The following is a 3,044-nucleotide window of genomic DNA, read 5'->3' on the forward strand; positions in this document are numbered from 1 at the left end:
CCTCGCCCACGGTGAGCACGGCGAGCAGCAGGCCGAGCGCCCCGGCGGGCACGGCGGTGACCGCGGTCTCGGCGAGGAGCCGGCCCCCGATGCCCCGCAGGGAGCCGCCCCGGGCCCGCAGCAGGGCGAGTTCGGCGTGTCTGCGGCCGGCCAGGAGCCCGCCCGTCATCAGGAGGACGACGACGGCGACCGCGCCGATGCCCACGGCGGCGACGGTGACGACCGGCTGGATCGCGGACCGCATCCCGTCGTACGCCGTCAGGACCTCGTCCAGGTCCGTCGCCATGCTCACCGTGGCCCCGGCCACGTCGCGCATGGCCAGCAGCCCCGGACCGCCCTCCAGCGAGGCCACCGAGGTCCGGAGCCCCGGCGCGTCCAGCGCGGTGAGCCGCGACACGTCCGGCGCGATCCGCCAGTACCGCTCGGGTTGCCCGGCGGTGGAGAGGAGGGCGGGCGCGGCGTCCGGCGGCAGCAGCAGGGCCGCGATCCAGTAGTAGCGGGGGGTGTCCTTGCTGGGCTTGGCCACCAGCGAGGGCGTCCGCAGCAGCGGTTCGACCGACCAGTAGGAGCCCCGCGGGTTCTTGGGGGCCACGATGCCGGTGATCCGTACGGTCAGGGTGTCGTCGCCCTGGGTGGGGACGGCGATGGTGGCGCCCGCCTTGATCCGCAGCGCCTTCGCGGTCTCCTCGGTGACGGCGGCCTCGACCTCCCGGGTGGCCAGCGTCACCTTGCCGGACGTGGCCGGCCAGCTGCCGGTGCGCAGGGTGGCGTGGCCGGAGAGACCGGCCTGGGCGACGTACGACAGTGTCGGGTCCAGGCCGAACGGGCGCGGGAGCCACGGTTCGCGGGCGGCGATCGGCGTCGAGGTGCGGACTCCGTACGCCGACTCGGCGGAGTCGGCGCGCAGCGGAGCGGGAAGCCGCTTCACGACCTGCCCGTTGACGGAGGCCATCGTGTCCCCGCGCACCGCGGCCTCGCGCACCGCCGCCCCCAGCTCCAGGCCCGGCTGGGGTCCCTTCAGCTCCAGCACGCCGCGCGCCGGGGCCGCCGCGCCGAGATCGTGGCGCAGCCCCTTCGTCTCGTACGAGTCGACGGAGCGGGGGAAGGCTGCGGCGAGGAACGCGGTCACCAGCACCAGCAGCGCGAACGCGCAGGCGGCGCCGGGTGCCGTGCGCAGCCGGGTGCGCACCCAGGGGGCGCAGGGGGTCGCGGGGCGGGCACTCATGTCAGTTGTCCCCCTGGGTGCGCAGCGAGATCGCGGGGTCGGCGCGGCGGAGGGCCAGGACGGCGACGATGAGCAGGGGCAGCGCGGCGACTCCGGCCAGCAGCGCGGCGACCTGTCCGGGCGGCAGCTGCACCAGGACCGGCGGTACCGGCTGGGCCGCCTGCCCGGTCAGCACGATCAACGGCACGACCGCCCGGGTCAGCAGGGCCCCGAGCAGGGCCCCGACCAGCAGCGCGATCGCGATCAGGACGCCTTGCTCGGCGGCGGTCATCCGGGCCAGCTGGCGGCGCGGGGTGCCCAGCGCGCGCAGCACGGCGAACTCGGCGGAACGTTCCCGCTGCGAGCCGACCGCGGCCACCGCGAAGCCGACCGCGGCCAGCGCGGCGGCGATCACCGCGACGGCGAGCAGCGCCGACTGCGGGCCCGCCCCCAGCGGGTCGGTGACCAGCTCGTCGGCGATCTCGTCGCGCACCTGGACCTGGGCGGGGTCGGTGTCCGGCTGCGCGCGCAGCGCGGCGGCCACCTGCGCCGTCCGGCCGGGCTCGGTGCTCAGCCACCACTCCATGGCGGTCAGCCGGGCGGCCGGGCGGTCGGCGAAGACCTGGGCGAGGGAGCGCAGGTCCAGCAGGAGTGCCCCGCCGTCCCCGGCCCGCTGGGACTCGGTCGGGGCCGCGGCGGAACCGGGCCCCGTGGTGGGCAGCCGGTGCACGGCGCGGGTGATCGTGACCCGGACCGTCTCGCCGGCCAGGGTCACGTCGATCTTCTGGCCCGGCTTCGCCCCGGTCGCCCTGAGGTACGCGTCCGTGGCCACGGCGTTCAGGCCCGGTGCCTCGGGGCGGGCCGCGGTGAGCCGTACACCGACCGCGGCGCCCGAGTACGCCGCTTCCTCGGCGGTGACCGATCCGGTGGAGTAGCCGACGGAGAGGGGGGTCGCGGCCGACGCGGCGGGGGTCAGCGCCACGCCCGGCTTCGGCTCGGCGAGGAGGGAGTCCTCGGTCTGCTCGCCCCGCCAGCGGAAGCCCTCGGGGACCGGGACGGGCCGCTCGGTGCCGTCGGCGGCCGTGGTCCGCAGCGCGCTCACGGCCAGCCGGTGCGCTTCCGCGTGGCCCACGGGTTCCTTGCCGCTCAGCTCGATCCCGGTGAGGGCGAACCCGCCGGCGGCCGACACGGCGACGGAGAGCGGGTGCGCCTTCCCGTCGACCGGGACGGACCCGGCGACGGTCTGGTAGGGCAGGCCGTAGCGGTCCTCCAGGAGGACGGAAACCCGGGGGGTCATGCCGGACGGCGAAGCCTTCCCGGGGGCGTCGTCGGCGGATATCCGCACGTCGAAGTGGAGACGGGTGCTTCGCTCCGGCAGCGGCAGTCCGGCGCGGGCCGCCTTCGGCGGGGCCAGCGTGTCGAAGAGCCCCGCCACCGGGCCGTCCCCCAGGTCGTCGCGCATCAGCATCCGCTCGTCGGCGTGCGCGGTGTCCAGGGCCAGGATCTCGGCCGTCCGCTCGCCGGAGAGCCCCACCGTCGTACGGAAGGCGGGCGCCGCCGCGCGTACGCCCGGCAGCTGCCCGTACGCGGGCGCCTTCGCCGGGTCCGTGTTGAGGGCACCGGTGACGCGGACCGAGGCGCCGGACCTGAAGTCGGCCTGGTCGCTCTGCGAGCGGTTCCACGACGCGCTCTGCCCGATCGCCAGCATGCCCATCGCCGCGGAGAGGACCAGCAGCAGCACGGGCCCCGCGCCCCGCAGCGGCCGGCGGCTGAACTGCCAGCCCGCCAGCGCGGTCGTCAGCCCCCGCCCGCCGGACGCGCGCCGCTCCGCGAGCCTGGC

General features: G+C 76.9%; 1 protein-coding gene and 1 pseudogene. Both read right to left on the reverse strand.

All coding sequences use genetic code 11. The annotated features are described in order from the left end of the window. Positions 1–1,225, reverse strand: a pseudogene (locus G3I41_RS11155) (ABC transporter permease); the annotation flags it as partial. 1 nt (position 1,226) lies between these two features. Further along, positions 1,227–3,044 (reverse strand): FtsX-like permease family protein (locus G3I41_RS11160; RefSeq protein WP_164400045.1); only part of this gene is annotated, 1,818 nt, incomplete at its 5' end.

It is taken from the genome of Streptomyces sp. SID9727 (assembly GCF_010550605.1).
Taxonomy (GTDB): Bacteria; Actinomycetota; Actinomycetes; order Streptomycetales; family Streptomycetaceae; genus Streptomyces.